Annotated in this window: 33 protein-coding genes and 1 tRNA gene; 32 read left to right on the top strand and 2 right to left on the bottom strand. The window is 34.8% G+C overall.

The features are described 5' to 3' along the window. Positions 1 to 2: 2 nt before the first annotated feature. The 28 genes from THYS13_RS06345 (at position 3) to THYS13_RS06245 (ending at position 16,839) form a co-directional block, all read left to right on the top strand. Positions 3 to 1,190 (top strand): ParB/RepB/Spo0J family partition protein, encoded by a 1,188-nt coding sequence (locus tag THYS13_RS06345; protein ID WP_235603307.1) that lies wholly within the window; start codon positions 3 to 5, stop codon positions 1,188 to 1,190. A gap of 34 nt (positions 1,191 to 1,224) precedes the next feature. Beyond that, entirely contained in the window at positions 1,225 to 1,998 is a 774-nt protein-coding gene (locus THYS13_RS06340) for a S1 RNA-binding domain-containing protein (protein ID WP_042833648.1), read from the top strand. Positions 1,999 to 2,094: 96 nt separating this feature from the next. Further along, entirely contained in the window at positions 2,095 to 2,244 is a 150-nt protein-coding gene (locus THYS13_RS14265; RefSeq protein ID WP_161485926.1) for a hypothetical protein, read from the top strand. 248 nt (positions 2,245 to 2,492) lie between these two features. Further along, positions 2,493 to 2,569, top strand: a tRNA-Glu gene (locus tag THYS13_RS06335). 68 nt (positions 2,570 to 2,637) lie between these two features. After that, a complete protein-coding gene (locus THYS13_RS06330) occupies positions 2,638 to 4,134 on the top strand; it encodes a hypothetical protein (RefSeq protein ID WP_042833647.1) in 1,497 nt (498 codons plus the stop codon). 262 nt (positions 4,135 to 4,396) lie between these two features. Next, positions 4,397 to 4,675 carry a hypothetical protein gene (locus THYS13_RS06325; protein ID WP_042833646.1) on the top strand — a complete coding sequence of 93 codons (279 nt, stop codon included), beginning with the start codon at positions 4,397 to 4,399 and terminating at the stop codon, positions 4,673 to 4,675. 15 nt (positions 4,676 to 4,690) lie between these two features. Then, complete coding sequence (locus THYS13_RS06320) at positions 4,691 to 5,704, top strand: hypothetical protein (RefSeq protein WP_042833645.1); 1,014 nt, start codon at positions 4,691 to 4,693, stop codon at positions 5,702 to 5,704. Between the two features lie 57 nt (positions 5,705 to 5,761). Beyond that, the gene (locus tag THYS13_RS06315; RefSeq protein WP_042833644.1) at positions 5,762 to 6,226 is read left to right on the top strand and encodes a hypothetical protein; all 465 of its coding nucleotides are present in this window, start codon (positions 5,762 to 5,764) and stop codon (positions 6,224 to 6,226) included. A gap of 160 nt (positions 6,227 to 6,386) precedes the next feature. Beyond that, positions 6,387 to 6,563, top strand: coding sequence for a hypothetical protein (locus THYS13_RS14260; RefSeq protein ID WP_161485925.1), 177 nt, complete (start codon positions 6,387 to 6,389; stop codon positions 6,561 to 6,563). After that, positions 6,556 to 8,391 carry an AAA family ATPase gene (locus THYS13_RS06310; RefSeq protein WP_042833643.1) on the top strand — a complete coding sequence of 612 codons (1,836 nt, stop codon included), beginning with the start codon at positions 6,556 to 6,558 and terminating at the stop codon, positions 8,389 to 8,391. The genes THYS13_RS14260 and THYS13_RS06310 overlap by 8 nt, the downstream gene beginning before the upstream one ends. A gap of 49 nt (positions 8,392 to 8,440) precedes the next feature. After that, positions 8,441 to 8,683 (top strand): hypothetical protein, encoded by a 243-nt coding sequence (locus tag THYS13_RS06305; RefSeq protein ID WP_235603255.1) that lies wholly within the window; start codon positions 8,441 to 8,443, stop codon positions 8,681 to 8,683. Beyond that, on the top strand, positions 8,676 to 8,936 hold the full coding sequence (locus THYS13_RS06300; protein ID WP_042833641.1) for a type II toxin-antitoxin system RelE/ParE family toxin: 261 nt from the start codon (positions 8,676 to 8,678) through the stop codon (positions 8,934 to 8,936). The genes THYS13_RS06305 and THYS13_RS06300 overlap by 8 nt, the downstream gene beginning before the upstream one ends. 266 nt (positions 8,937 to 9,202) lie before the next feature. Beyond that, on the top strand, positions 9,203 to 9,436 hold the full coding sequence (locus THYS13_RS06295) for a hypothetical protein (RefSeq protein ID WP_042833640.1): 234 nt from the start codon (positions 9,203 to 9,205) through the stop codon (positions 9,434 to 9,436). Beyond that, positions 9,405 to 9,620 carry a hypothetical protein gene (locus tag THYS13_RS06290; protein ID WP_042833639.1) on the top strand — a complete coding sequence of 72 codons (216 nt, stop codon included), beginning with the start codon at positions 9,405 to 9,407 and terminating at the stop codon, positions 9,618 to 9,620. The genes THYS13_RS06295 and THYS13_RS06290 overlap by 32 nt, the downstream gene beginning before the upstream one ends. 280 nt (positions 9,621 to 9,900) lie before the next feature. Continuing rightward, complete coding sequence (locus tag THYS13_RS06285; protein WP_042833638.1) at positions 9,901 to 10,374, top strand: type II toxin-antitoxin system VapC family toxin; 474 nt, start codon at positions 9,901 to 9,903, stop codon at positions 10,372 to 10,374. Then, the gene (locus THYS13_RS14255; RefSeq protein ID WP_161485924.1) at positions 10,371 to 10,541 is read left to right on the top strand and encodes a hypothetical protein; all 171 of its coding nucleotides are present in this window, start codon (positions 10,371 to 10,373) and stop codon (positions 10,539 to 10,541) included. Before THYS13_RS06285 ends, THYS13_RS14255 begins: the two co-directional genes overlap by 4 nt. 16 nt (positions 10,542 to 10,557) lie before the next feature. After that, positions 10,558 to 10,707 carry a hypothetical protein gene (locus THYS13_RS14400; protein WP_201035661.1) on the top strand — a complete coding sequence of 50 codons (150 nt, stop codon included), beginning with the start codon at positions 10,558 to 10,560 and terminating at the stop codon, positions 10,705 to 10,707. Positions 10,708 to 11,444: 737 nt separating this feature from the next. After that, positions 11,445 to 11,579, top strand: a complete 135-nt coding sequence (locus tag THYS13_RS14785; protein ID WP_255356294.1) for a hypothetical protein — start codon at positions 11,445 to 11,447, stop codon at positions 11,577 to 11,579. Beyond that, the gene (locus THYS13_RS06280; RefSeq protein ID WP_369819213.1) at positions 11,543 to 12,157 is read left to right on the top strand and encodes a zincin-like metallopeptidase domain-containing protein; all 615 of its coding nucleotides are present in this window, start codon (positions 11,543 to 11,545) and stop codon (positions 12,155 to 12,157) included. Before THYS13_RS14785 ends, THYS13_RS06280 begins: the two co-directional genes overlap by 37 nt. A gap of 876 nt (positions 12,158 to 13,033) precedes the next feature. Continuing rightward, a complete protein-coding gene (locus THYS13_RS14900; protein WP_052210474.1) occupies positions 13,034 to 13,231 on the top strand; it encodes a zincin-like metallopeptidase domain-containing protein in 198 nt (65 codons plus the stop codon). After that, positions 13,222 to 13,389, top strand: coding sequence for a hypothetical protein (locus THYS13_RS14245; RefSeq protein WP_161485923.1), 168 nt, complete (start codon positions 13,222 to 13,224; stop codon positions 13,387 to 13,389). Before THYS13_RS14900 ends, THYS13_RS14245 begins: the two co-directional genes overlap by 10 nt. A 205-nt stretch (positions 13,390 to 13,594) precedes the next feature. Continuing rightward, the gene (locus THYS13_RS06270) at positions 13,595 to 13,822 is read left to right on the top strand and encodes a hypothetical protein (RefSeq protein WP_042833637.1); all 228 of its coding nucleotides are present in this window, start codon (positions 13,595 to 13,597) and stop codon (positions 13,820 to 13,822) included. Between the two features lie 19 nt (positions 13,823 to 13,841). Then, positions 13,842 to 13,982 carry a hypothetical protein gene (locus THYS13_RS14395; protein WP_201035660.1) on the top strand — a complete coding sequence of 47 codons (141 nt, stop codon included), beginning with the start codon at positions 13,842 to 13,844 and terminating at the stop codon, positions 13,980 to 13,982. A gap of 57 nt (positions 13,983 to 14,039) precedes the next feature. Then, complete coding sequence (locus THYS13_RS06265; RefSeq protein ID WP_042833636.1) at positions 14,040 to 14,387, top strand: hypothetical protein; 348 nt, start codon at positions 14,040 to 14,042, stop codon at positions 14,385 to 14,387. Between the two features lie 34 nt (positions 14,388 to 14,421). Next, positions 14,422 to 14,958 carry a hypothetical protein gene (locus THYS13_RS06260; protein ID WP_042833635.1) on the top strand — a complete coding sequence of 179 codons (537 nt, stop codon included), beginning with the start codon at positions 14,422 to 14,424 and terminating at the stop codon, positions 14,956 to 14,958. Positions 14,959 to 14,971: 13 nt separating this feature from the next. Then, entirely contained in the window at positions 14,972 to 16,051 is a 1,080-nt protein-coding gene (locus THYS13_RS06255) for a DUF3854 domain-containing protein (protein ID WP_042833634.1), read from the top strand. A gap of 47 nt (positions 16,052 to 16,098) precedes the next feature. Then, positions 16,099 to 16,404: a hypothetical protein gene (locus tag THYS13_RS06250; RefSeq protein WP_042833632.1), complete on the top strand. Its 306-nt coding sequence runs from the start codon at positions 16,099 to 16,101 to the stop codon at positions 16,402 to 16,404. 144 nt (positions 16,405 to 16,548) lie between these two features. Beyond that, entirely contained in the window at positions 16,549 to 16,839 is a 291-nt protein-coding gene (locus THYS13_RS06245) for a hypothetical protein (RefSeq protein WP_042833631.1), read from the top strand. A gap of 215 nt (positions 16,840 to 17,054) precedes the next feature. On the opposite strand, the gene THYS13_RS06240 is transcribed toward THYS13_RS06245, so the two are convergent. Further along, complete coding sequence (locus tag THYS13_RS06240; protein WP_042833630.1) at positions 17,055 to 18,140, bottom strand: endospore germination permease; 1,086 nt, start codon at positions 18,138 to 18,140, stop codon at positions 17,055 to 17,057. Between the two features lie 53 nt (positions 18,141 to 18,193). Then, positions 18,194 to 19,120 carry a Na/Pi cotransporter family protein gene (locus THYS13_RS06235; RefSeq protein WP_042833629.1) on the bottom strand — a complete coding sequence of 309 codons (927 nt, stop codon included), beginning with the start codon at positions 19,118 to 19,120 and terminating at the stop codon, positions 18,194 to 18,196. A 126-nt stretch (positions 19,121 to 19,246) separates the two neighbouring features. Here THYS13_RS06235 and THYS13_RS06230 point away from each other — a divergent pair, with 126 nt between their 5' ends. The 4 genes from THYS13_RS06230 to kdpC all read left to right on the top strand — a co-directional run bounded on the left by THYS13_RS06230 (position 19,247) and on the right by kdpC (position 26,449). Then, positions 19,247 to 21,577, top strand: coding sequence for a sugar phosphate nucleotidyltransferase (locus THYS13_RS06230; protein ID WP_042833628.1), 2,331 nt, complete (start codon positions 19,247 to 19,249; stop codon positions 21,575 to 21,577). A 537-nt stretch (positions 21,578 to 22,114) separates the two neighbouring features. Then, on the top strand, positions 22,115 to 23,800 hold the full coding sequence (kdpA, locus tag THYS13_RS06225) for a potassium-transporting ATPase subunit KdpA (protein WP_042833627.1): 1,686 nt from the start codon (positions 22,115 to 22,117) through the stop codon (positions 23,798 to 23,800). A gap of 15 nt (positions 23,801 to 23,815) precedes the next feature. Continuing rightward, positions 23,816 to 25,855: a potassium-transporting ATPase subunit KdpB gene (gene kdpB / locus THYS13_RS06220; protein ID WP_042833626.1), complete on the top strand. Its 2,040-nt coding sequence runs from the start codon at positions 23,816 to 23,818 to the stop codon at positions 25,853 to 25,855. Positions 25,856 to 25,870: 15 nt separating this feature from the next. Then, positions 25,871 to 26,449 (top strand): potassium-transporting ATPase subunit KdpC, encoded by a 579-nt coding sequence (kdpC, locus tag THYS13_RS06215; RefSeq protein WP_042833625.1) that lies wholly within the window; start codon positions 25,871 to 25,873, stop codon positions 26,447 to 26,449. Positions 26,450 to 26,454 lie beyond the last annotated feature (5 nt).

The raw sequence follows: 26,454 nt of genomic DNA, 5'->3' as shown, positions 1-26,454 counted from the left end.
AAATGATAAATGTCAACCTTTTAAAAGAACATCCAAGAAACGGCGAATTCTTTGACGACATACAGGGACAGGCATGGCAGGATTTTTTAGAAAGCATAAGAACAAGCGGGATAATAACTCCTCTGATTGTAACCAAAAACGAAGACGAAATCTATACGGTAATATCAGGTTCGCAGAGATTAAGGGCTGCAAAAGAGCTGGGAATTGGAGAAGTACCATGCGAGGTAAGAACATACAGAGACAGAGACGGAATTACAAAAGAAGACTGGATATTAAAAGACCTGATAGAGACAAACCTGAGGCAGAGAGGCAAAGGCAATTTAAACGACTTAAAGCTTGCAAGATGCCTTGTAGAATTAATGAGGATATACGGAATTAGAAGAGGCAGACCATCTACTTCCAGTAATGGTACAGAAAAACACGACACAATGTCGCAATTACCTTCAAATTACTACCAATCATATATAGCTGAATTAATAGGAATTTCAGAAAGACAGCTGCAGCGAATAAACAAGCTAAATAACTTAATTCCCGAAATACAGCAGCTTATAGAAGAAGGAAAGCTTTCAACAACAGAAGGTATACAGCTTGCAGCTCTTGACGAAGAAGTACAGAAAAAACTTTACTATGCTCTGGGCGAGGATATAAACAAAATGACAGCGGAGCAGATAAGAAAAATTAAAGAAGAATCAGAAGAAAATATAAAACAACTTGTAGAAGAAATAAATAAGCTGCAGAGAGAACTCCAGTCCAGAGAATATACGCTAAAGCTGAAGGAAGAAGAAATCTCCAAAAAAGAAAACCTGATAAGACAGTACAGAACAGTCATAGAAATTCACAACGAAAGAATAAAGAAACTGGAAAATGGAACAGCAAAAACAGCAGAAGTAATTCCTGATGAAGTAAAAAAAGAGTTAGAAAAGCTGAAAAAAGAGCAAGCAGAAGCTGAGGAAAGGCTGAATCTGCTGCAGCAGGAGCTTGAAAGAACAAAAAAAGAATACGAAGTGCTGAAACTACAAACTACAGCGGATGAAAAAGCAAGAAAAATAATAGACGAAATCAACAGGCTGAATGACAGAATATCCACCTTCAAAGAAATTGCGCTCTGCAGTAACGTAGTAAAAGAGGAGTTCAAAAATTCCATATCAAGCCTTAAAAAGAGCCTGGAAAATGTGCTAGGCTCTTTTTAAAATAAAAAATCAAAAAGAAAAGGAGAGGATAAAAATGACAGAAGCATGGCAGGATATTTACGCATCAAGGCAGTCAAACAAAATCCTGACAGGTACTTTAAGCGCAATAGAAAGTCAAAACGATAAAAACTTTGCAGTCATATTCTACAGCAGAGTAAAAGTAATAGTACCTTTTGAAGAAATGGGAATAGAAAACATAAACAAAACAATTGTACGCTCTATGATAGGTGCCGAAGTAGACTTTGTAGTACGTGGAATAGACACAGAAAAAGAAATAGCAATTGCCTCAAGAAAATTTGCAATGAACTTAAGGAAAAAGTACGAACTTCCCAAACATGAAGTAGGAGACGTAATACTTGCCCGTATAGTTGCAATAGGCAAAAACCATGCCGTTGCAGAGGTATACGGCATAGAAACAAAAATACCAAAAGAAGAAATAGGATACGGCTACATAGACAGAATAAACGATCTTCTGCAGGTTGGAGATAAAGTACCTGCCAAAATAACAAAGCTTGATATAGAAAACAGCTTAGTAGAAATTTCAATAAAACAAACAAAACCCAATCCGTTTGAGCAGCTGGATTCGAAGTATAAAAAAGGTGGAGAATACTTAGGTACAGTAACAGGCTCACAGCCTTACGGATACTTTGTCAACCTGGAACCCGGAATAGACGTGCTGTGTTCCAACCCATACTGGAAGACGAAAATAGAAAAAGGGGACAAGGTTGCAGTACGCATAACAAGAATAGACCACAAAAAACAGAGAATAACAGGAGTATTAAAAAGGCTTGTCAGAAAGGCGCAGTAGGCAGGGCAAGAAGGCTTATCCTGCCCCTATTATTCATCTGTTTGTAGTAAACGTTTAAAGATGTTATAATAAAAAAAACAAACTGGAGGGTCAAAAATGAAAGCAAGGGATTTAAAAACAAAAAAGCTTAAGACTGTTAAAGAACTGTTTAAAATAACGAAAGAAACCGGACGAATCTTAAAAAAACTGGGTTATTCAGAGGACAACATTTCCGAACTTATTAAAGAAATAAGAAACGAAGATTGAATGTTTTTTTAAAATAGGGTTTACTTTTAAAAAAAACAAGATATACTATATATTGAATAAGCAGCATCCTCAGCATAAAGTTTTTTCTCTCATAATGAGAGACCGTTCCTCTTCCGTTTTTTTGCGGTTAAAGAAGAGGTTGCTGAAAGAGCTGCACGGCATGGCGCTTAAGGCCGTAAAAAGCAGCGCCGAAAATCTTTAGCAGAGCAGAATATTGCCTGTTTTTTATTTTTTAAAAAGAATAAAATGGCGGACTCGTTCAAAAGGATAAGGATAACCGGTTTTCAGCCGGTAGATACAGGTTCAAGTCCTGTGTCCGCTGCCAGAAAAGAAAAGCGCACGGCTTTTGCTGTGTGCTTTTCTTTTTTTTAAAGAAGAAGGGGGAATAAAAAAATGGAACAAAATTTAAGATGGGAAGATTTCTGGCATATTTATAAAGCCGTAACCGGCATGGAGCCCAAATATAGAAGAGATTTTGAAGAAGAAGTTGAAAGTGCAAAAAGCAAGCTAATAAAGCTTTTTAAAGGCACAAGAATAGAAATAGAAAAAGAGCTAGAAATATCGAAAGAAGAAGCAAAATTTGAAATAAGAAACTATTTAGACGAGCTGTGGGAAAGAATGGAAAGAAAACAAACCTTATTTGCATCTACCGGCACAATGAAGGAAATTCATGAAACGATGGCATTTTTCTTAAGATTCCACATTTCAAATGAAGATTTCATTTCAGGATACATCACGGAAAAATCACCAATAGCAGTAAAAGAGATAAGGGGAGTAAAAATATCGAAAGCTTTAAGAATGGTATTAAAGGAAAAAAATCTTGAACAGTATGCGGATTTTCTTATTCAGGATTTATCAATACTACAGCAGAAACTGAAAACAGATAACGGAAAAGTAAAATTTGTTATATCTATAGAACCAATTAATTTTTTACTTGCCAGCAATGCAACAACTGGATGGAGCAGCTGCCACGCTGTTAACAGAGAGCATGCTGCAGGAAATTTATCATACCTTTTCGATCACCATACAGCAGTAGCATACGCATACAGAAAAACAATGGAGTTTTCGGGAGTTGAAGTGCCGCAGAAGATATGGCGCCAGTGGGTATTTATTGATATAGAAAATGCAGTAGCCCTGTTCCAAAGACAGTACCCAACGGAAATAGAAATATATTCAAAAGAAATTCGTTCAATTGTAGGAAATGCGTTTGCAGAGTACCACAACATAAAACCGAAATGGAAAAAAGGAAACTGGAACGAAGAAAAGGACGAATGCTACTACTACAATGAAGCAGAACTAGCCTATTCAGATCCTACAGACACGTACATCTACTTTAAAGGGTTTAGTCCTTCAAAAGATGACTGGTTTATGACTGTAGGAGAAATTCCACTGTGTCCTGTATGTGGTGGAGAAATTAATGTGCCAAGTCAGTTAATATGCAGTAATTGTGCCGGATATGTACAGTGTGCAGAGTGTGGAAGATGGATAAGCGAAGACGACGCAAATCATGGGGCAGACAACAATTTGTACTGTGATGGCTGTTTTATCAGATATTTCACAAACTGTGCACACTGCGGAGAAGTGATATGGAAAGAAGATGCGCTTTATAATCCCGATGAAGAGTATGTATGTGAAGACTGTTTTAAAAAGCACTGCAGAGTATGCAGCAGCTGCGGATATGTCATTTGGAAAGAAGAAGCTCACTATATAGATGATGATTACTTTGTATGTGAAAACTGTTTTAAAAAATATTATACTACCTGTACAGAATGCGGTGAAATTATCAAAACATACGATGCCTATTATATAAACGACGATGTACCTCTTTGTGAGACCTGCTATAATGAATGGCTTAAAAATCAAAAAGAAAAGAAGAAAGCTGTTATTTAAAAATTTTCTAGAAGATATGCAGGTAGGAGCCTTCCCCTCCTACTTTTTTTATACATAGAGTTTCATCTCAGCGTAAAATACCTTTCCTGCAGTATAAGTACCCCTTTCATTAGCGCAGCAGGAGAGAGTAAAGAAGGGGTTGCTGGGAGAAGCTCACGGCACAATGCCCTCTGCCGTAAAAAGAGGCATTAAAAATGCCTAAAACGTACAGAGAAAGCCTCTGTACGTTTTAATATAAAAATAAAGGTGGGAGGTATTTAATATGGCATCAAAAAGAAACATTGAAAGGGCCAAAAAGGCAATCAGGGAGTTTCTGCTTCAAAACAGGGGTACAAAATACTTTATGCTTTATACTCTTTCTGTAGTAGCAGATAAAGCAGTAGGAAAGGAATTGTTTCCGTCGCTGTATGACTATGAAATTCTTGTCCCAGGACGCATAGCATGGATAGACGCAGAAGATCTCGATGAGAGAACTGTAGCAAAGGGTCTTGGGGGACGCTTCTTGTCAGTAGAAAATCCTTACTATTCAAAAAATTATTAAAAAGGAGGAATTTGTATGCCTATTAAAGGTTTAACAGAGAAAAGAAGTCTTGCCCGCATAGGGAAGATACATCTAGGGGTAAAGCAAGCAAAAGGTGAAAAACTCTATCCCACTGCTACAGACTACTTCGTAGTCTATGAAGACGGGAATACAGCTCCGGAGATTGCAGCAAAATTCAAAGCGCTTTACGGAGAAAAGCCAAAAGAAATTGACATCATATTCCCTGTAAATGACCCGGAAGTATTTTTCCCGCAATGGTTAAAAAGATACGGGAACAACAGGCTTCTCTGCAAAGGGAATGGAGAAACAGCTTTCGAAACAAATCCAACAACAGGTGAAATTAGGCAGATTGAGTGCAAATACAGAAACTGCCCGTACTATCAGAAAGGCCAGTGCAGGGAAGTAGGAAACCTACTATTTTATGTGCAGGGAATACCAGAAGGTGTTTTTCAGATCGACACAAGTTCAATAAATAGTATTAAAAAAATAAATACGGCAGTAGATATAATAAAATCCACAAACGGAGGCAAAATAGCAGGAATACCGCTTAAGCTGGCACTTGTACCTATGAAAGTGCTGGCAGACGGCAAATACAATAAAACTGTCTACATCCTACACCTCTACCAACCAAATGCACCGGTAAACCCACCTTCAGCAGAAGAAGAAAAAGATATAGATGATTTAATAAACGAAGCAGTAGACGAAATAGAAAATGGTGAAGATATTATACTGCCTCCTGAAGAAGCAATAGATGAAGTACCGGAAGATCTCTTCCCTGAGGAAGTACAGAACGACGAAAGCAAGTATGGACCATTAACAGTTGCAGCAATTAAAGGTTTCTACAATAAAGATGGAACAACTTTTTACGTGGCATCCTTAAAAGATATAAAAGGCAATCAATACACAATGGTCGTCCCAGAAAAGTTGAAAGAACTAAAAGATATGACAATTAAGAATTACACACTCAAAGAAAGAAAGGTAGGCAATAAACAGTTAGAAGAAATTGTGGATTATGAAATTGCAATGTAAAGGAGTGGAGGAAATTCCTCTCTCCTTTCTTAAAAAAATAAAAAGGAGGGGTAAATTATGCACAGCACAATTTTTCAATTAGAAAAAAACCCTTTGAGATTTGAAGAGGATTTTGCCTGCGAAGAAGATTTTTATGACGATTTTGTAGGGATTATAGCTGACTATGTTAGTGATGATATTGATAGAGACGTAGAAATTCAATATTTTATCAAAGAACTAGAAAAATACGGAGTAAAATACAATGCAAAAGAACAATCAATTATTTTCCTTAATGGTTTTAAAGAAAAATACTTTAAAGAAAGGTTTTTTAAGTTAAAAGAAGCTGTACAAAAGCTCACTTTTGAAAACTTTATAAAAGACGCTCCGGATGTATGGGAAATAAAAAATTTAATTGATGAAAAATATGAAACATATATTTACAGCAATGAATCATCATGGATGACTTTGAATGAATTTGTACGCTACAACTTAAAAGAAGGACAAAAGTACTATATTGGTGCTGTCTTAGACTATCATTTTTAGAATATAAAGGTACCAATTAAAGGAAAAGCGAGAAATAAGCATCTTAATAGGTATTATCAAAACAGGGCTATAAAGAAAAAAAATAAAAGGAGAAAGCACGTCTTTTAACAGGGACGTGCTTTTAACTTTTTAAAATAAAAAGAAAGGAATGAGTACGAAAATGGAGAGGGAAATTTGCAAATACTTTATGAAAAGATTAAAAGAAGAAAAAATTCAAATTCTGCCGGGACATTATCCCGAACTAAAAACAAAAGAAGAGGTTGATAAATGGATTTCCATTATCAAAAAATCGTTTGAAGACTTTTTTAAAGGAAAAGGAGGAGAGGAAAATGAATAAAACATTAGAAACCTATCTTATTCAAAAAGTGAAAGATACAGGCATAACTACAATTCCCGGCCACTGGCCGGATTTTAAATCAGAAAAAGAAATCGATGAATACTTTTCTCAGGCAGAAATGCTTTTTAAATATGCAAAAAAGAAAAAGGAGGAAAAAGGTGAAATGGTAATAAAATCAATAGCTTTAAAAAATTTCAAGAATCATAAAGACTTATCGATAAATTTTAACGACAGGCACACCGTAATTTACGGTGATAATGGTGCCGGCAAAACATCTATAGGAGAAGCGATAACTTGGTGCCTTACAGGAGCGAACCTGTTTGGAACAGAAAATGTAACGAATCGGATGATAACTATAGGAGAAGATGAAATGTCTGTAACCCTAATTGTTGAAAAAGATGGAAAGGAATACGAAATAATACGCTCAAAAAAGAAAAGCGAAATGGAAATAACGATAAACGGTATTAAGTCTACACAAATGGACATATACACTCAATTTATACAGGACAAAGATATATTCTTTTCCGTGTTCAATCCCCTGTACTTTACAAACCTTGCTCCAAGAGATGCCAAAACCATACTCTATAAGGTTTTGCCAGAGGTGTCTAATGAAGAAGTTTTTAAAGCACTTCCGCCAGAAATAACAGAAATCTTAAAGAAAAACGGATTCAACAATCCAAATACGTTCATTGAAAAACAAAGAGAAATTCTAAAAGACTGGGAGGAAGGACTGCTGAAATCAGAGGGGAATATAGAAATACTCAGACAAATTCTAAATGCAAAAATCCCTGAAATGAAAACATTCGATGAAACACAATTAAAAGCACTAGAATCACAATTGTTAGAACTTCAGAAAAATCAAAACATAGAAATAGAAAAAGAGCTTGCCGTTTTAAAAGAGCAATACAAAAAACCTCCGATCGAAAAACCACAGCTTAAAGATACATCAATTTTGCAGAAAGCCAGAGAAGAATTGCTGCAGGAATATAAGCAGGTTCAACAGCAGATTAAAAACCTTAAACCACAGTGCATTACCTGTAATAAATGTGGTAATAAAATAGATGTTACCGCAAAAGAAAAGCAGCTTTTACTGACAAAGCAGCAGGAGATAAAAGAAAAGGGGACAAAAATTGCTGCAGAGCTAAAAGCTGTTATTGAAGAAAATGAAAAGGCAAAAAATGAATTTGAAGAAAAGGTAAAAAAATATAGAAAAGCTCTTGAAATAAAAATCAAAAGACTGGAAAGTGCATTAAATGCAAATAAAAACAAAGAACAAATCAAGCAGATAATGCAGCAAATAGAAAAACTTAGGTCCGAAGAAAAAGAAACAATAATCCATAACGAAAACGTCAAAGCATTGCTCAGACAAAAAGAAGAGGCAAAGAAAAAGCTAAAAGAAGTAGAAGAAGACATAAAAGTAGCTAAACAAAAAATAAACGAAGTAAAAACCTTGATAGAATATGCAAAGACATTCAATGCAAAAAAGCTGGAGCTTGAAGCAGCAGAAATAAACAAATATTTAAGCAGAGTATCACTTCAGCTTTGGAAAATTGTTCAAAGCACAGGAGAGATCAAAGATGATTTCAAAATTCTCTATGACGGAAAAGAATTCAATATACTCTCTTATTCCGAACGAATCAAAGCAGGATTAGAAATTGCAAACCTTATAATGGGCTTAACAAACATAAAATTTCCAATTTTTGTTGATAATGCAGAAAGTATTACATCATATTCGCTGCCGAATACTCAGATAATCGAAGCCAGAGTAAAGGAAGGTATCACAAAACTTGAAATAAAGAATAAGAGAATTGATCTTCTAACGGTTTAACAAAAACGGAAAAAGAGTTATAATAAAATTGTAAAAAAGGAGAACAAAAATGGTGGTGAGAATTATTATGGACAACTTGCTTAAAAATAAGGTAAAAGAAATTATTGATAATCTTCAAGAAGAAGAGTTAGCAGAAGTCATTGATTTTATAGAGTATCTAAAATTCAAAAAAGAAAGAGAAGAAAATGAAATCCTTAATGATATAGAACTGCTGGAGTCAATAAAAAGAGGTCTTGAAGACATAGAAAATGGTGATGTATACGACTTTGAGGACGTGTTCAAAGATGTATAAAATTAAACTTGCAAAAGAAGCTGTTAAGTTTATAGAAAAATGTGATAACAATACTAAGGAGAGAATTAAAGAAGCAACTAAGAGAATTTCACAGTCTCCATACATTGGTAAGAATATTAAAAAGCTCAAAGATAAGTTTCCACCTCTATACAGATATAGAGTTGGAGATATAAGAATTATTTACCAAATTCAAAAAGAAGAAGGGATTATCTTTATTGTCACTATAAAGTATCGTGGAGATGCATATAAATAAAAATCGAAAGCACAAAGATTAAAAGATTAAAAGATTAAAAGATTAAAAGGCGGGAAGCTCTGTTAATTCCCGCCTTTTAATCTTTTAGATGAATTTTTCTGTACATAGAGCCCAGCCTAACATAAAAGTATAATAATCGTTCCTTCTCCCCTGTGCGTTAAGAGAAGGTTGTTGAGCAGGCTCAGCGACATGGCGTCCTCTGTCGTTAAAGTCGGCGCCAAAAAATACGTACACATTTGTGTACAGTAAAGAGAAGGAGGATTTTTATGAGTTACAAAAATTTTCCAATAGGAAAGACGAGAAAAGACAGAAAATTTCCAGCAAGAGATCTAAGGAAAGACGAAATAGAATATCTCAAACAAAAGGAAAAAGAATTCCTTGATGAACTTCTTGAAGAGGAAGCAGATATTTTGGCAAAATTCATTCACAAATATGAAAATTACAAAAACAAGAAAGGAGGGAAAGAAGATGCCAAAGGACATATACTGGCAGGAAAATGAGAACAGCGAACCTATCCTTGTCGGAACAATTAGAAATGCAAAAAAGTTGCTAAAAGAAAGAGGAGGAAAAGCCTGGATTGAATATTGCGACAGAGACGGAACACCCCTGGAAGTAGAATACATTCAGTTAAAAGGCAGAAATAGAAAAGATTATATGTCAAGAACTCCAGGCTGGTGGAGGTAAGAGAAAAAATAGTTTTAATGTAGCAGGCATATTTGTATAAGACTGGATGGGTAGTAGTAGATAAATCATAAATAAGGAAACAGATTCCGGATGCAAAAGATGAGAACTTCAAAACTGTAGCTATACTTCTCCCTAACTGGTTTGTGAAACAGAGATACTTTGAACTGAAAAACATTGAAGAAGAAGAACAATTAAACAAATTATCCAACTATTAATAGCAGGGAATTACCCCCTGCTATTTCATTTAAAAATATGCTAAAATAAAAGGGAGAGAAAAGCAGTGAAGAAAATATATTTAGATACAAGTGTCATAAGTTTCCTAGAAGCTCATGATGCGCCAGATAAAATGGAAATAACACGAAAGTGGTGGAATAAAGGGAGATTATATTCACAAATATACATTTCTGAACTAACCTTAAGAGAAATTCAAAACTGCCCTGAACCTAAAAGAAGCAAACTATTAAAAGAATTAAGCTCTATTAATTTTGGATATATTAAAATTAATAAAGCTATAAAGAGTCTAGCAGAACATTATGTTTCTCAGAATATAATTCCTGTAAAATATAAAGATGACGCACTCCACATAGCAATAGCAACTTTATCCAACTGCGACATAATATTGAGCTGGAATTTTAAACACATGGTTAAGCTTAAAACTATAAGAGAAGTAAACAATATTAACAGACAGTTAGGATATAAAACAATAAACATAATGGCTCCTTCTGAGTTAATAGAAAAGGAGGGATCAGATTGAAAGAACCTGAAACTATGAGGGAACTGCATAGAATAAGAGCAGAACATTATAAAAAAACAAAAAATATGTCTTTTAATGAATTCATTATGGACATCAGAAAGGATGCACAGAAAGCTCTTATGACCATTCGAGAAATGAGGAAGAAAAATTATCTAAAGAGCGAATAAAAGAGGAGAAATAATTATGAGAGAGCCAAAAACCATGAAAGAACTTCATAAAATTCGCATCAAAAATTACAAAAAAAGAAAAAATATGACGACTGAAGAATATTTAAACTACATCAAAAAACGAGCCGAAGAAGTAGAAAAACTTATAAGTTTAGCTAAAAACTAATATTAATTTAACAAAAACAAAAAGGCGGGAAGCAATCAAAAGCTCCCGCCTTTTTAATGTGCGCCCGGCATGGGCGATAACTTGGCGGTGAAAGTCCGCTGTGGGCTTGGTAGTGGGAACCACTAGCCGAACCGCAAGGGTGTCCATCGTGAGGTGGAATCTGAAGGAAGCGGCAGGCAAAATCTCGGTCTGATGAATAAAAACCAGATAGGAGGCTGAATTGGGGCGGATGAGTTTGCATTACAAAACGAAGTCCAACACTACCCGAATCCCATACAGTAAATCTGGCAGATATATGAGATGAAAGTTATCGTTCTTACCCGGGGAGGTCTGAATGATATGCTCAAGTCGAGAATAAATTTTCTCCATGAGTAACCTATATCGTGAGATATAGCTGAACATTCAGAAGTCAGTTCAAGTCATAGTACTGTTTGAACCTACCGAAAGGATAGGTAAGGGAAGGACTTGACGGTAGTAATTAAGTAGATATTAGGATGGACTATTCATGTTTGAAAGCTGTCAACCCTGATAGGGACTGCCTAACAGAAAATAGAGTGGAACTCGAAGATAAAGGTTAGGAGTGCTTAGTGAAATCTACGCCTAATATATGGAGGTAATCTCACTTATTTATTTACCGAACCGCCGTATACCGAACGGTACGTACGGTGGTGTGAGAGGACGGCGGTTAGTCACCGCCTCCTACTCGATTTTCCAGGAATGAAAAGGAGGAGGAAAAAATGTCTAAAGTACACGATATTGTACTGGAAAAAATACTTCAGCAGCTAGAGAAAAAGGGGAAATCCCGTGGCAAAAGGGATGGGGAGATAATCCGCCCATCAATTACATTACTAGAAAACCTTATACAGGGATAAACGTACTGCTGCTGTCAAAAGGTGGAGAATACCTTACCTTCAAACAAATACAGCAGCTTGGGGGTAAAGTAAAAAAAGGCGCAAAGGCTGAAATAGTGGTATTTTTTAAGCCGTACACAAAAATCATTGAAGAAGAGGACCCAGAAACAGGTGAAATCATAGAAAATGAAAAAGAACTGCTTGTCTTAAGGTATTACCACGTCTTTCACCTAAGCGACACCGAAGGAATTCCTTCCAAACTCAAAAAAATAAAGCACAACCCTATAAAAGAAGCAGAAAAAGTTATAGAAAAATATAAAACTGCACCACCAATAATCCATGATGATCCTAATGCAGCATACTACAACCCTGTAGAAGACATAATTAATGTGCCTGAAAAAGGTTTTTTTGAAAACATCCATGATTATTATTCCACACTGTTCCACGAGGTCATCCACTCCACCGGCCACCCTAAACGTTTAGGCAGGTTCAAAGAGGATGAAGAAGACATATTTGGTTCAGAAACTTACTCATTAGAAGAACTGGTTGCAGAAATAGGGTGCGCCACGTTCGGTTATAACTTTACCCTGACAAGGTAAAGAAAAAGCCGACATGCCAATAACGGCATGATAACTGGCTCACCGAATTCTGGAGGTGAAACTCCTCCAGCCGTACAGAGCTGACATCAACGAAGGCAAGTCAAAGCCTGAGATGGTACGAGTGCTAATACTCCTGCATGCATTAGCGAACTGCCATTCGTTAATGTATGAAGCCAGGTAAAGACGTACCCTGAAAGTCCTAACCCACAAAAGTGGCATGGATGAGTATAGGGGCGGGCATCCAGTCCCATGGAGACGTAAGAAAGGCATGCCTGAAGCTCCGTTATGCAACGCCATCTAAAGGTGGAAATACGGGAACCATGAGTGATACTCCTATTTTATCACTCCTGTATGAGCCTGAAATGACTCATAACAGCCTGTGAACAACTACAGCTCAAACACAGGTGTAAGTTCCCCGGAGTAGAGTGCCCTCCTAAAGGACGACAAAGGATAGGTGAGCTGGAACGTGGGAGAGCCTGTATGTGGAGCATGGCAGTGCAAGGAAGCATACAGGAAGTCGGAGGTGTCATAGTAGCAATGACGTACTGTAACATAAACAGTACAGAGCAAAGGACACCAGACGATTAACTTTGTAATAATTCCCAAACCACCTTGGTAAGTCCCTGAAATATGGGTAACGAACCATAAGACACGGAGGTGATGTCTTATGTATATAAACGGCAAGGTGGAAAACGAAGTGTAGCTAGTGAAATACAGGGAATTATTACAAGCGGACAATGGCGGTGACGCCAAAGTCTGACTCAAAATAGAGGGCTAATCGTTGGAAAGCCGTATGAGGCGAAAGTCTCACGTACGGTTTGGAGTGGGGGAAAGGGCAGAGATAACATCAAAGCCCTACCTATCACTACCGCAGCAATGCTCTGTCAACATGCAGGAATTGCGGACAGAACAATAGCAAACAGTGCAGCCTACATCCAGGCATGGTTAAAGCAGCTGCAAAATAACAAAAGCTGGATATTCACAGCAGCAGGCAGAGCGCAAAAAGGAGTGGATTATGTTCTGGGAGTCAAATCAGAAGAATCGAAAGAAGGAGCAGAGTTAACATGCGTTTAACAAAAAGGGAAAAAGAAATTATTGCCAACCTTATCCAAAACGAAATAGAGGTACTAACAAGCTTTATAACAAAGAAGCAAACTTCAGAAATAAGATTTGGCAGCACAAGAAAACACATACAGGAATTAGCAAATATTTTAAACAAAATAAAAGCCTAACTAAGAAATCAGGGCAGAACTAGTTTCTGCTCTGATTGTACATAGAGCCTTATTCTGACGTAAAACACTTCTCCTGTTGTTTCTGTGCCTCTCTCATTCTGCAGAACAGGAGAAGAATACAAGGAGAGGTTGTCAGGAAGGGCTCACGGCACTGTACCCTCTGCCATAAAAAACGGTACAAAAAAATCAAAAAGGAGAGATGAAAATGAATAAAATCAATTTTCAAAAAGAAATTTGGGAAGGGTGGACAATTAAGGACTTTATCCGAGAATTAGAACCTCAATTGGATGCAATCCAATCAGGAAGAAGCTGGTACCCACCTATAACTACCAAAAAAGAATTAAAAAACTGGTGTAAACAGAACCAATCTTACTACAAAAAGACAATACCCGAAGTTGTGCAATATTTTTCAAAAAAATACAATCTTAAATAAAAGTAAAGGAGGAATTTTTATGAAGAAAAAAGAAAAAAAGGAAAGCACTAAACTTGCACAGGCAGTTCAGGAACTTTATTGTCCTGACTGCGGAGCAAAATTAATCCCTGCAGAGGGGTGTCTTTACTGCCCTTTCTGTGGATGGAGCAAATGCAGGTAAAAACAACAAGCGAACTGAAGAAATCTGCTTTCCACCTTGTAAAGGAGGGCTAAAAAAATGAGCAAAAGGAGGGAGTATAACGTTTCTTTGTGGGGTAATTATATAAAAATTATTTTTTCTCCACATGCACTAAAAAGGTTAGAAAACAGAACGTCTCTTATGCCAGAAAATATTCTTCAATCCATACAAGCTACAGAATCAAAAATAAAAAAACTGCGAAAACATCTTAAAACAAGGTTTGTAGTGTTCGACCACGTATTAAAAACAGCTTACATGGCAGTATTTGATAATCCAAATACAATAGCGGTCATAACAATTTATAAAAATGCCAGCCCGTGGATTGAAGGTGGACCAGACATTATAATGCGAACAAAAAAGGAGCTGCGGAGGTACGTCTCCGTATAGCTCCTTTTTAAATTTATCAAGGAGGGAAATAAAAATGAAACAGTTAGTATATTTTTCAGGGAAAATAAAAGAATTAGATAAATTTTTAAAAATACTCTCCACGATAACGGGCAAAATAATTGCATTTGACATTGATAATACGCTTATCAATGTCAACAAAGAATTACAAAGGTTGGGATACGACATAAGCTCATATCCAAACCCTGCTCTAACAGAAGACTTTTGGGTTTATGAAGAAGGCATAAACATTCTTTTCAATGCAACCTTTGTTACCACTACAGTAAAATTTATAGCAACCTTTTCTATGCTTAATGCAGAAATTGTTTTTGTAACAAGCAGAAGCCCAAAGTTAAAAACTTTTACAGAAAATTGGGTAAAAAAATACTTTTCTGGATTTGAAGTATATTTTACAAAAGACAAACATTTATTGGATGCAGACATTTATGTGGAAGACGACCCCCGACAGATACAAAAGCTTATATCTTTAAACAAACCTATTCTTGTTCCAGAATGGCCGTACAATCAAAATTTATTTAAAGGCGTAAAAAACGTAATTTACTATAAAGTTTAAAGGGGGAAAGCATATGAACAAAAATAGAGATTTTAATATTATAGACACTGCAAAAAATCTAGGAATCACAATTCTAAAAAGAGCTTCTTCTGAAGAATACGTTGCAAGGTGTCCGTTCTGCGGGGACTCAAAAAACCCTGAACACGGACACCTTTATTTAAATATATCAAAAAACGTCTACTACTGTGTTCGCTGTGGAGAAGGCGGAGACGTAGTAGACTTATATGCAAAACTTACAGGATTGGATAGAAAAGATGCTTATGATGAGCTTGCAAAAGGGAATATTCCTGAAGTCAAACCATATAAAGAAATCACACCCAAAATAAAGCATAATTCAGTCGCTTCAATATATATAAGGGACAAAGTTTACAGAGCGTTTCTGAACAAACTTACGCTAGAGCCACATCACCGCAAAAACCTTCTCAGGAGAGGCCTTTCATGGGAAATGACAGTCAATAACCTTTACAAATCTCTGCCAGAAGAACCTGAACAGAGGCAGGAAATATGCAGAGAACTTATAAAAGAAGGATACAATTTAAAAGGCATTCCAGGCTTTTACCAAAGAGAAGAAGAAGAGGAAAAATACTGGGACTTTGTAGATTATAAAGGTTTTTGGATCCCTGTGAAAGACGTGCAGGGACGGATACAGGGCTTTCAGATACGGCTTGATGAAGAAGAAAAGGGAAGAAAATATGTCTGGTTTTCTTCCCGTGATAAATTAAACGGCACACCTGCTCATGCGTGGCAGGGTGTGCATGGAAAGCCTTCTGAAGTTATAGTTATCACAGAAGGACCATTAAAAGCTGACGTAGCACACTATCTATCAGGAGTTACATTTGTATCCGTTCCTGGGGTTACAGCAGTAAAAGGTATAGAAGTCGTATTAAGACAGCTGGGAGCTAAAAAAGTGTATATAGCATTTGATATGGACATACTGACAAACCCAGCTGTGCAGAAAGCAAAAACAAAGCTGAAAGAAAAACTCATAAAGGCTGGGTTTAAAGTTCAAACAAAAACCTGGGACCCTGCTTATAAAGGAATTGACGACTATCTTCTAATGTTAAGTAAACAAAAAAACAAAAACGTTGTATGAGAGAGGCTTTCTGCCTCTCTTATAAATTTTTTAAGGAGGGGAATACTTTGAAAAACTACAAATTAATAGAGCTGTGGGGAACAGAAGTTTGGATAGAATTTTCTGATCATTCGTTAGATAGAATAAGAGATAGAAACATTATTAAAGATTTGGTAATTGATACGATCAAAAGTGCTGAAGAAGAACTTGGAGAGGTAAAGATTAACCAAGATTTTGTTATTATAAATACTTTTGCTAACATTACTGTAGCGGGAATATTTACAAGAGCAGACGAAATTCTTATAAAAACTGTTGTTAACAAAGGAGAGAATTTTCACCCTAGAGAAAAAGATATAGTCATAAAACTATCTTGACAAAAGTCATAAAAATGGTTATACTAAAAACAAGAAGTCAATAAAAGGGTATACACTGGGTTAAAGAGAGTGTATACCCTTTTTATATTTTTGTCCCTAAGGACACTCTCTTTAACAAAATTTATAAAAGGAGAGTGTTGTTTTATGAGACTAATACTCAGTTCTGATGTAAAAAGATTTTTGAGAAACAGTATTTTAACTGAACAAGACTTAACAAACAAAATGAATGAATTGTTTACTGAATACCCTAAAGTTTACACATTCATAAGCACTGAAATTATTAAAGATAACAAAGTTTTTTGTGTAGATTATGCAACAAGCGATAATATGAAAGACATAGAATGCATCTACGTACACGAAATAAATACAGATCCAAATGCCATGACTGTAAGAGAATATCATGAAAAAATGAAAAAAGAAAAAACAGCAAAATAGAAGTGCAGCACTCTTTTGGCTGCACTTTTTGGTTTTATAAAAATGAAAAGTGCATATGTATTTTAGTAAAAATTTTACTGTGGGAAAAGTGTGGGAATAAGAGAAAAATAAAGATTCTATATTGCCTGAAGGTCAGTATTTTCAAGCATTATAAGCATCAAATAGAATTTAAACCTTGGAATATGTATAAAATAAGTGAATAAAAGAGAAGGCTTTTAAAGCTTTCTCTTTTGTTTTATGCTTAAAAATAGAAAGGTAATCATAGGTAAAATTATTTGTAGAGGTATATGTATGTAAAAAGGAGTGAGTTTAAGACCCACAAGTATGTGTGTTTGATAACTATCGGCAATTATAAAAGAAGCAGCAAAAATCATCGACAAAACAGGGAAAAGCAGGTGTTTGTAACTTTCTAATTCCAATGCCTTTTTTATCATGGTAAGTCCCCCATAAGTAAATACGCTAATCTTAAAAAATACCCCTATAATCATTATAAATACATACAAAGTATCTAGGTTTTTTAAATTTCCCAAATTTATTAATCTTATAACTTGGTACAATGGGAAATTTTCTCTTGAAGCTTCAGCTGCTCCTAAAGAGGAAATTATAATGATATTGTTAAAGGACAATAGTAGACCAGTAAAAACAGTGGTTATCAGCATTATGTTTTTTATTTTTTCCTTTTGTTTTATTTTATCAAAAACTGTAGTAAAAGCAATAAGTTCACCAAATGGGAAAGTTACAATCAGAGGAATTGCTGCTTTGATTACGGGAACAATTCCATTTTCTAAAATTGGTAAAAGTCTTAAAAAACTAAAATTATCTCCTACCATTATCATAGTTGCTTGAAAAGCCATAATAGATAAAATAAGAGGGAGCAAAATTTTAGCAACGCGGGCAAGTACACATATATCAAACAAGATGTAATACATTACCAATATAAGCATAAAAGAAGAAAAAATATATGTGGGTGTTCGAGAATATATTGTATTTACACTGAGTTCTACATAATCTCTTACGTTTCTCGAAGCAATATATAAAAAGTACAGAGCATAAATTAGAGATAAAGTTTTACCTATATATTTCCCATAAACAAACTCAAGTAACTGTGGAAGATTTTTTTGCGTTTTTTCAAAGGAGGAGACGTACATAAATATAATTGGCAGAGAAATAAGCATTGCGATTAAAATAGAAAGCCAACAATCTTGTTTTGCTTCAATTCCTAAACAAAATAGTACTGAAGTTCCAATCTCAAAAATTATCATTAAAAACAATAAATCGCTAACTTCTAATCTTTTGTTCATTGTTACCACCTTGGAAATAACTTTAATATTAGGATTCCTATTAAATGAATTTTTTATTTATCTACTAGTTTATCTATCAAAATAAAAAGTTGCTTAAGAAAAGGAATTATCAAAAGTGCAGAAAAAAGATTAAAAAATGTGTGGGCGTTTGCCACCTGCCTTGAAAGATTGTAGGGGGAGACGAGTTTTAAAAACTCTGCGAAGAAATTTGTAAAAGGTAAAAACAGTATAGTGCTCACTATATTTAAAAAAATGTTAAAGAGAGCTATTTTTTTCCCTTCTTTGTTAGTGGCAAAGCTCAATATGATAGCCTCTGAGCAAGTTCCAATATTTAAACCATATATTATTGGTAATGCTTGAGGTAAGGTCATTAATTGAGAGGAAACTAAAACTTGTAATGTTGCTATACCTACATTGCTTGATTGAAGAATTAACGCGGTGATTATTCCAGCAAGAATTCCCCAGAAAGGATTTGAGAGATTAGCACTAATAAGCTCGAAGTTAGAATTTTTTTTAAGAGGTATTGTACCCAGTTCCATTATCTTAAGACCATAAAATACTAACCCAAATCCTAAGAGTACATTTCCTATAAATTTTAGTTTAATATTGTAATTTTGAAAATATAATACAGAACCTATAAAAACTAAATAAGGGGCTATTTTAAACAGATTAAAGGCATAAAGCTGCACGGCAATAGTAGTTCCAATGTTGGAACCTATAATTATACCTGCTGCGCTTTTAAGAGTTAAAAGCTCTGCTCCTGCCATTGTTACTGCGATTACAGTGATCATGCTGCTGCTTTGAATAATCAATGTTATAAAAAAACCTATTATTATTGATTTTAATAAGTTATTTGCAAAATTATTAATAACTTGAGAAATTTTTTGCTGTGAGAAGACTTTCAATCCATTTGTTAAGGTGAAAATTCCCCAAATAAATATTCCTATTCCTGACACAAAGTATATTAAAGAGATTATCATTTTTATTCCCCCGCAAAGTTCCTTTCTTATTTCAATTTTATGTTGCCAATATCTTAAAATGAATAATTTTTCATTAAATAAAAACACTACAATTAGAGGCTAATAATATTTTTTAGAGGTGGTTAGATGAAAGGGATAATTATGGCGGGTGGAGAAGGAAGTAGACTAAGACCTTTAACAGCCGATATACCTAAACCTATGGTACCTGTGGTAAATAAACCTGCGATAAAACATATAGTGGAACATTTACACAAATATGGAGTTAAAGATTTGGCTGTTACGCTTTTTTACTTGCCTCAAAAAATTAAAAAATATTTAGAAGAAGAATATGGGGATGAAATAAAATTCTATATAGAGGATAAGCCGTTAGGGACGGCAGGCAGTGTCAAAAATGCTAGAGACTTTCTAAATGATACTTTTATTGTTATGAGCGGAGATGTAATTACTGATGTTAATATAAAAGAAGCTTATGAGTTTCACAGAAAGAAAGGGGCAAAAGTTACTCTCATTTTGACAAGAGTAGATGTGCCGTTGGAATATGGTGTTGTGATTGTGGATGAGGAAAGCAAAATAAAAAAATTTTTAGAGAAACCTTCTTGGGGAGAAGTGTTTAGCGATACAGTAAATACGGGTATATATATAATAGAACCAGAAATATTGGAGTTTATACCTCAAGATAAACCTTTTGATTTTAGTAAAGATTTATTTCCTATGTTGTTGAAAAATGATATTCCAATGTACGGTTATGTTACAGGAGGATATTGGTGTGATATAGGGAATACCAATCAATACATCACTAGTCATTTTGATATTTTAGAAGGAAGGGTAAATTTAGGATATAAAGATAAGTTATTGAAAGAGGGGAAGATAATAGGTAAAAATGTTACAATTTCTCCTGAAGCTAAAATCACCCCTCCTGTTATTATAGGGGACAATGCAATAATTGGAGCTAACGCTGTTGTAGGACCTAACGTAATAATTGGTAAAAATAACCATATAAAGGAAGGGAGCAGTTTAAAAAATGCTGTATTATGGGATGAAATAATTGTAGATAAAAATTGTGAATTAAGGGGTTGTGTAGTTTGCAATAGAGTGAGAATTGGTAATAATGTCCGAATTTTCGAAAACAGTGTTATAGGGGAGAGTTGTAAAATAAAGTCCTTTGCTGAAATAAAGCCAGAGGTAAAGATATGGCCCTATAAAATAATAGACGAAGGTTCTGTAATCACAAAAGATGTAGTGTGGGGGAATGGAAGGAAGCCTTTGACTTTTGGATATAGGGGGATTAAAGGAGTTTTTAATGAGGATATTACTCCTCAAATTGCAGTTGAAATGGGGGAAGTTTTTGGGAATATAGTGAATAGCAGTGTGTTGATAGGACACGATGGAGATATTGTATCTCAATTTATAAGCGATTTAATAAGTTTTGGGCTTGTATCTGGTGGTTGTGAGGTCTTAAAAGCCAATAATACTCTTTTACCCACTTTAAGATATGGAATTAAGAAAAATAAGTGTGGAGGAGGAATCTATGTAGAGGAAGAAGAAGGAAATTTAAGGATTTTGTTTCTCGATAAAGAAGGGTGTGATATCGATAGAAACTTAGAAAAGAAAATAGAGAACAAATTGAGGATATATGATATTGAACGAGTTGATGGGAAAAATTTAAAATTTATAAGAGAAATTGATATAAACAATGATTATCTTAACTTTCTTTTTGAAAAAAGGACTGCATATAAAAGTTTTAAAATTAAACCTTACAATGAAAAAACAAAACTGCTATTAGAAGCGGTAGGTAAAAATGAGTTTTTTATAGCAGAGGAGTCTTATGATGTAGGGGTACTTTTTTATAAAAATGGAGAAAAAGTTAAACTCTACGACGAAAAGGGAAGAGAATTTGATGAAGATGAACTTGAGTTTATAAGAATGTTAATTGCTAAAGAACGAGGTGCCAAAAAATTTGTAATTCCTTTTGATAGTTCCAAATATTTGACAGAATTTGCAAAGGAATTTGCGATTGAGACTGTAAGCAGCAAAATTTCTCATAAAGATAGAATGAAAACAATAGTGTCGAAGGAAGGTATAGAAAAAGACCTACAGATTAATTTAGATTTTGACGGCTTTAGTTTTTTACTAGACCTTTTAGAATACTTACAACATACCTCTCAAAAACTTTCCTCTATAAAAGATAGTTTTCCTTTAAGATACAGAATATCCAAAAGTATAAAATGCAATTGGAAAGATAAAGGGAAGATAATAAGAATGCTTTTTGAAAAGGCCGATGGGGGATCAGAATTTTTAGATGGTTTAAAGTTTATTAAAGAAGATTCATGGGTGTTAGTAGTACCGGATTATGAATTACCTGCTTGTAATATTTATATAGAAGCTCCTACAAAAGAGAGAGCTGAAGAGCTATTTTCAATGTATGAAAAAGAAATTAAAAATATTATACAAAACTAAAATTTCTTTTTGCGTTTTATAAAAACAATTGGAAAGTGATGTAAAGCGATAGATTACATAGTATACAATAGTTGTAACGCTTTACATCCTATTTTTTTGCGCAAAAAAGAATTTAAAGGCATAAAAGCCTTTTTGATGTTTATTGAGTTGAATAATATAATATATATGGTACAATGAATAGTAAATAAATTAACAAAAATGATGGAAGACATGACAATATATAAAAGTGTTGTCATGTAGTCCGCCTCATAAAAAAAGTGCGGGCTTTTTATGTTTAAATTTAATATTTTTATAAAAAATCGATAATAATAATTAGAGGTGAAGAAGAATATGGATTTTATAATTCTATTAGGATTTGTAACATTGTACTATGTTGTAAAAGGAATAGTTAAATGGTGTTGTGATTTGGTAGAAGCTAATTCTTATGAAGTAGGGGTGTATTAAAGGTGGCCTTGTTGTATGTAGTTTTTTTTCTTTTACTCCTTTATTTGTTTTATGCTTTAATACATCCGGAAGAATTTTAAGGGAGGAAAGTACATGTATTCGAATATAGAACTTTTTGTTATGATAGTGATAATAGCTTTTTTAACTAAACCTTTTGGTACTTATATGTATAAAATATTTGAGTATAAGCCGATGAAATTGGATAAAGTTTTTTTACCTGTAGAAAATTTTATATATAAACTTTCAGGGATCAATGCACAAGAAGAAATGGATTGGAAAAAATATGCATTGTCCTTTTTGCTTGTTAATACTGTGATGATGATAATTGGGTATATTATATTGCGAATACAGGGATTTTTGCCTTTAAATCCCACCGGAGTTAAAAACATGGAGTCTTCTCTTGCTTTTAACACGGCAATAAGCTTTATGACAAATACAAATCTTCAGCACTATGCTGGGGAAAATGGTATTACATTTTTAAGTCAGATGATTGTAATTATATTTTTGATGTTTACTTCTGCGGCTTCAGGGTTAGTAACTGCAGCAGCTATAATGAGAGGACTTGGTAAAAAGACAAAATTGTTAGGGAATTTTTATGCGGATTTTGTAAGAGTGACGGTAAGGCTTTTGCTTCCTATTTCTATGGTTGTCACTCTTATACTAGTATGGCAGGGAGTACCTCAAACTTTTACAGGGAAAATAGCTGTAGATACATTGGAAGGTGGCAGACAAACTATTATAACAGGTCCCGTAGCTGTATTGGAGTCAATTAAACACTTAGGCACAAATGGCGGTGGATTTTTTGGGGCGAATTCTTCTCACCCTTTTGAAAATCCTACTTGGTTTACCAATATGATTGAGATGATTCTTATGATGCTATTACCTGCATCTTTAATTTACACTTATGGATTAATGATAAACAATAAAAAACACGCTTTGGTATTATACATTTCCTTGTTTGTGATTTTTATTCTTTTGGCTGTTGGAGCAGTTTATGCGGAAAGTCATCCAGGAGCGGCATATTCGAAATTACATATTGATGGTACACCTTATGGAAATTATGAAGGAAAAGAGGTACGCTTTGGAGTCTCACAGTCTGCCTTATTTGCAACTGTGACTACTGCTTTTACCACAGGTTCTGTTGACAGTATGCACGATTCTTATACACCTTTAGGAGGAGCGGTGCCACTTATCCTCATGATGTTAAATACTATTTTTGGAGGAGATGGAGCAGGGCTGCAAAATATAATTATGTATGCGATGCTGACTGTATTTTTGACGGGGCTTATGGTGGGGAGAACTCCAGAATATTTAGGGAGAAAAATTGAAACTAAAGAAATAAAACTTATTGCCATTGCAATATTAGTTCATCCTTTTTTGATACTTTTTTCTTCTGCTTTGACAGTGATGCTAAAAGTGGGAGTATCTTCTGTAACGAATCCGCTGTATCATGGACTTACACAAGTTTTGTATGAGTTTTCTTCTGCGGCGGCAAATAATGGTTCTGAGTTTGCAGGATTTATAGGGAATACCGTGTTTATGAATATAATGACAGGTTTGGTTATGTTCTTTGGGAGATATATAACCATTATTCTTATGTTAGCTGTTGCAGGTTCTATGGCGGAGAAAATCCCTGCACCACCATCGCCTGGTACTTTTAGAACTGACAATGTTATTTTTGGCACTATATTCATAGCCGTGGTGTTAATTGTTGGAGCGCTTACCTTCTTTCCTGCCGTGATACTGGGTCCTATTTCTGAGTTTTTAAGCATGACGTAATGGAGGTAAGAAGATATGAAGAAAAAAAGAGAAGTAAAAACTTGGAGCAGAGAAATAGTGATAGGAGCCATAAAAAATTCCTTCATAAAGTTAAATCCTCTGTATATGTATAAAAATCCAGTCATGTTTGTAGTAGAGGTGGGAACCCTTATTACTCTTTTGGCTACAATATTTCCTACTTATTTTGGAAGTACTTACAATGAAGTGGGATATAACGCTTTAATCACTTTTATATTGTTTGTAACAGTGCTTTTTGCTAATTTTGCAGAAGCACTGGCAGAAGGAAGAGGAAAAGCTCAAGCAGATACTCTTAAAAAGACAAAAAAAGAGACTATGGCAAAACTCATTATGAGTGATGGAAGTATAAAAATGGTTAAATCCTCTGAGCTTAAAAAAGGTGATATAGTGCTTTGTGAGGCAGGAGATATAATTCCAGCTGATGGAGAAATAATAGAAGGACTTGCTGCAATTGATGAGTCTGCAATAACAGGTGAATCTGCACCAGTTATAAAAGAAGCTGGTGGTGATTTTAGTTCGGTTACTGGTGGGACAAAAGTAATAAGCGATAGCATTAAAGTTCAAGTGACAGTAGATGAAGGGGAATCTTTTTTAGACAGAATGATAAAGATGGTAGAAGGAGCTAAAAGGCAAAAATCTCCTAATGAAATTGCTTTGACCACTGTCTTAGTCAGTTTAACAATAATTTTTATAATTGTTGTTATGACCTTATACCCTATGGCTAAATTTGTCCATGTAAGAATAAGCGCTACTACATTGATTGCTTTGCTAGTTTGTTTAATACCAACTACAATTGGTGGGCTTCTTTCTGCGATAGGTATTGCAGGTATGGATAGAGTTACCCGCTTTAATGTAATTGCCATGTCTGGAAAGGCAGTAGAAGCTGCAGGGGATATCGATACAATGCTTTTAGATAAAACAGGCACAATCACTTTTGGAAATAGATTAGCAGCTGATTTTATACCGGTTGGCGGCCATAAAAAAGAAGAAGTTACATATTATGCTCTTGTATCCTCTTTAAAAGATTTAACTCCCGAAGGAAGGTCAATAGTAGATTTAGCAAAAAAAATGGGCGTAAAGGTACCAGAAGATATTTTGGATGGAGCAGAAGTTATAGAATTTACTGCAGCAACAAGGATGAGCGGATTAAACTTAAAAGATGGGACTATTGTAAGAAAAGGGTCTTATGATAAAGTTAAAGAATATGTAAAATCACAAGGAGGAAGCCTACCAGATGATTTAGAAAAAGAAGTTGAAAAAATTGCTTTGTTAGGTGGCACTCCTCTTATTGTAGTAAGAGACAAGGAAGTATTAGGAATAATATACCTTAAAGATACTATAAAACCTGGGATGAAAGAGCGTTTTAAACAGCTTAGAGCGATGGGTATTAAAACTATCATGGTAACAGGTGATAATCCTTTAACTGCAAAAACAATAGCAGAAGAGGCTGGTGTTGACGAATTCATTGCAGAAAGTAAACCAGAGGATAAGATAAATGTGATTAAAAGAGAACAGGCGGCAGGAAGGCTTGTTGCAATGACAGGAGATGGAACAAATGATGCACCAGCTCTTGCCCAAGCAGATGTGGGACTTGCAATGAATAGTGGTACAATGGCTGCTAAAGAAGCTGCAAACATGGTGGACCTTGATTCTGACCCTACAAAGATTATTGAAGTAGTAGCAATTGGTAAACAGCTTCTCATGACGAGAGGAGCGTTGACCACTTTTAGCATTGCCAACGACGTTGCTAAATATTTTGCAATACTTCCTGCTATTATATCTGGTACATTGCCATCAATAAGGGTGTTGGATATAATGAAGCTCTCCTCACCGACTAATGCAATATTATCAGCTTTAATATTTAACGCCATTATAATCCCTATTTTAATTCCTATTGCTATGAGAGGAGTAAAATATAGGCCAATGAGTGCTAATGCGCTACTACTAAGAAATTTGCTGATTTACGGGCTAGGAGGATTAATTGCTCCTTTTATTGGGATAAAACTTATTGACTTAATAATATCTTCTATCTTTTAATTTGGAGGATTTGATATGAGTGAGTTTAAAAGGGCGATTAAATTTACGCTTGTTTTAATGGTGTTAATAGGTCTTGTATACCCTTTTTTTATGACAGCAATTGCAAATTTAATATTTCCTTATCAGGCAAAAGGTAGTATAATTAAAATAGATGGTAAGGCAGTGGGCTCTGAGCTTATTGGACAAAAATTCACTGATTATAAATGGTTTATGGGAAGACCTTCTGCTGTGGATTACAATGCAGAGTCTTCGGGTGGCACTAATTACGCTTTATCTAATCCTAAATTTAAAGAAGAAGTGGAAAAAAATATTGAAGAGTTTTTAAAGAAAAACCCTGGAGTAACAAAAAGTGATATACCTGCAGATATAGTTACTTCTTCTGCCTCAGGATTAGACCCCCATATTTCTCCGCAAGCCGCATATTTACAAGTTGAAAGAGTAGCTAAAGCAAACAATTTACCGGAAAAAGTTGTAAAAAAACTTGTGGATGAAAATATTGAAGGCAGATTTTTAGGCATTTTTGGAGAACCCCGGGTAAATGTGCTTAAATTAAATTTAAGCTTATTAGAGGAAATTAAGAAAAATAAAAAGTGAGGCTT

It is taken from the genome of Thermoanaerobacter sp. YS13 (genome assembly GCF_000806225.2).
GTDB classification, from domain to species: Bacteria; Bacillota; Thermoanaerobacteria; order Thermoanaerobacterales; family Thermoanaerobacteraceae; genus Thermoanaerobacter; species Thermoanaerobacter uzonensis.
Note: the sequence above shows the minus strand (reverse complement) of the source record. Positions and strands in the feature narration are given on the sequence as shown.

Excerpts from the sequence above, each read along its gene's own strand:
- THYS13_RS06345 (WP_235603307.1), top strand. The coding sequence starts at position 3 with ATGATAAATGTCAACCTTTTAAAAGAACATCCAAGAAACGGCGAATTC.
- THYS13_RS06310 (WP_042833643.1), top strand. The coding sequence starts at position 6,556 with ATGAATAAAACATTAGAAACCTATCTTATTCAAAAAGTGAAAGATACA.
- THYS13_RS06265 (WP_042833636.1), top strand. The coding sequence starts at position 14,040 with ATGAGCAAAAGGAGGGAGTATAACGTTTCTTTGTGGGGTAATTATATA.
- THYS13_RS06245 (WP_042833631.1), top strand. The coding sequence starts at position 16,549 with ATGAGACTAATACTCAGTTCTGATGTAAAAAGATTTTTGAGAAACAGT.
- THYS13_RS06305 (WP_235603255.1), top strand. The coding sequence starts at position 8,441 with ATGGTGGTGAGAATTATTATGGACAACTTGCTTAAAAATAAGGTAAAA.
- THYS13_RS06330 (WP_042833647.1), top strand. The coding sequence starts at position 2,638 with ATGGAACAAAATTTAAGATGGGAAGATTTCTGGCATATTTATAAAGCC.
- THYS13_RS14260 (WP_161485925.1), top strand. The coding sequence starts at position 6,387 with ATGGAGAGGGAAATTTGCAAATACTTTATGAAAAGATTAAAAGAAGAA.
- THYS13_RS06295 (WP_042833640.1), top strand. The coding sequence starts at position 9,203 with ATGAGTTACAAAAATTTTCCAATAGGAAAGACGAGAAAAGACAGAAAA.
- THYS13_RS06255 (WP_042833634.1), top strand. The coding sequence starts at position 14,972 with ATGAACAAAAATAGAGATTTTAATATTATAGACACTGCAAAAAATCTA.
- THYS13_RS06270 (WP_042833637.1), top strand. The coding sequence starts at position 13,595 with ATGAATAAAATCAATTTTCAAAAAGAAATTTGGGAAGGGTGGACAATT.
- kdpB (WP_042833626.1), top strand. The coding sequence starts at position 23,816 with ATGAAGAAAAAAAGAGAAGTAAAAACTTGGAGCAGAGAAATAGTGATA.
- THYS13_RS14395 (WP_201035660.1), top strand. The coding sequence starts at position 13,842 with ATGAAGAAAAAAGAAAAAAAGGAAAGCACTAAACTTGCACAGGCAGTT.
- THYS13_RS06235 (WP_042833629.1), bottom strand. The coding sequence starts at position 19,120 with ATGATAATCTCTTTAATATACTTTGTGTCAGGAATAGGAATATTTATT.
- THYS13_RS06325 (WP_042833646.1), top strand. The coding sequence starts at position 4,397 with ATGGCATCAAAAAGAAACATTGAAAGGGCCAAAAAGGCAATCAGGGAG.
- THYS13_RS14900 (WP_052210474.1), top strand. The coding sequence starts at position 13,034 with ATGCTCTGTCAACATGCAGGAATTGCGGACAGAACAATAGCAAACAGT.
- THYS13_RS06260 (WP_042833635.1), top strand. The coding sequence starts at position 14,422 with ATGAAACAGTTAGTATATTTTTCAGGGAAAATAAAAGAATTAGATAAA.
- THYS13_RS06315 (WP_042833644.1), top strand. The coding sequence starts at position 5,762 with ATGCACAGCACAATTTTTCAATTAGAAAAAAACCCTTTGAGATTTGAA.
- THYS13_RS14245 (WP_161485923.1), top strand. The coding sequence starts at position 13,222 with ATGCGTTTAACAAAAAGGGAAAAAGAAATTATTGCCAACCTTATCCAA.
- THYS13_RS06340 (WP_042833648.1), top strand. The coding sequence starts at position 1,225 with ATGACAGAAGCATGGCAGGATATTTACGCATCAAGGCAGTCAAACAAA.
- THYS13_RS06320 (WP_042833645.1), top strand. The coding sequence starts at position 4,691 with ATGCCTATTAAAGGTTTAACAGAGAAAAGAAGTCTTGCCCGCATAGGG.
- THYS13_RS06300 (WP_042833641.1), top strand. The coding sequence starts at position 8,676 with ATGTATAAAATTAAACTTGCAAAAGAAGCTGTTAAGTTTATAGAAAAA.
- THYS13_RS14785 (WP_255356294.1), top strand. The coding sequence starts at position 11,445 with ATGTCTAAAGTACACGATATTGTACTGGAAAAAATACTTCAGCAGCTA.
- THYS13_RS06290 (WP_042833639.1), top strand. The coding sequence starts at position 9,405 with ATGCCAAAGGACATATACTGGCAGGAAAATGAGAACAGCGAACCTATC.
- kdpA (WP_042833627.1), top strand. The coding sequence starts at position 22,115 with ATGTATTCGAATATAGAACTTTTTGTTATGATAGTGATAATAGCTTTT.
- THYS13_RS06240 (WP_042833630.1), bottom strand. The coding sequence starts at position 18,140 with ATGAACAAAAGATTAGAAGTTAGCGATTTATTGTTTTTAATGATAATT.
- THYS13_RS14400 (WP_201035661.1), top strand. The coding sequence starts at position 10,558 with ATGAGAGAGCCAAAAACCATGAAAGAACTTCATAAAATTCGCATCAAA.
- kdpC (WP_042833625.1), top strand. The coding sequence starts at position 25,871 with ATGAGTGAGTTTAAAAGGGCGATTAAATTTACGCTTGTTTTAATGGTG.
- THYS13_RS14265 (WP_161485926.1), top strand. The coding sequence starts at position 2,095 with ATGAAAGCAAGGGATTTAAAAACAAAAAAGCTTAAGACTGTTAAAGAA.
- THYS13_RS06230 (WP_042833628.1), top strand. The coding sequence starts at position 19,247 with ATGAAAGGGATAATTATGGCGGGTGGAGAAGGAAGTAGACTAAGACCT.